The sequence below is a fragment of the Bacillus sp. (in: firmicutes) genome, assembly GCA_017656295.1.
GTDB lineage: Bacteria > Bacillota > Bacilli > Bacillales > JACDOC01 > JACDOC01.
Map to the genome: position 1 here is coordinate 1 of JACDOC010000054.1, position 564 is coordinate 564.

General features: G+C 36.2%; 1 protein-coding gene. It reads right to left on the reverse strand.

What is annotated here, in order from left to right; all coding sequences use genetic code 11:
- Nucleotides 1-133: 133 nt before the first annotated feature.
- Nucleotides 134-564 (reverse strand): IS3 family transposase (locus tag H0Z31_15805; protein MBO8178855.1); only part of this gene is annotated, 431 nt, incomplete at its 5' end.

The following is a 564-nucleotide window of genomic DNA, read 5'->3' on the forward strand; positions in this document are numbered from 1 at the left end:
CTTGAACGTTTGCCGAACATTGATCTTGGAAATAAAGAAACATTAGATGCTTTGCTACCCTGGTCACCTGATTTGCCGGATTACTGCAAATTGAAAGACTGATGTTATTCCCCATCTTGAGTCAAGGTGGGGATTATTTTACGGTTACCTTACACTTAGATAGATACAACATTTCGGTTTTAAAGTGGGAGAAGAAGGATTCAATACAGGCATTATCAAGGCAGTTTCCTTTGCGAGAGTGGCTGCCTATGATACCAACTCTTTTTAAACGATTGTTGTATTGTTTAGACGTGTATTGGAACCCTTGATCCGAGTGGAGGATAGTTCCTTGCATGTCTCTTTTTTTACTAGCTTCTTCGCGAGTATCTAAAACAAGTTTTATATCATTCCTCGTGGAAATCTTCCATGCAATAATCTCATTATTGTATATATCTTGGATAACGGATAAGTAATAAAAACGGTTTTGGAATGGCACATATGTAATATCTGTAACAAAAATTTTATTAGGTTCTTTAACTCTAAACTTTTGGTTCAAGAGATTTGGATAAATGACGGATGTTTCCT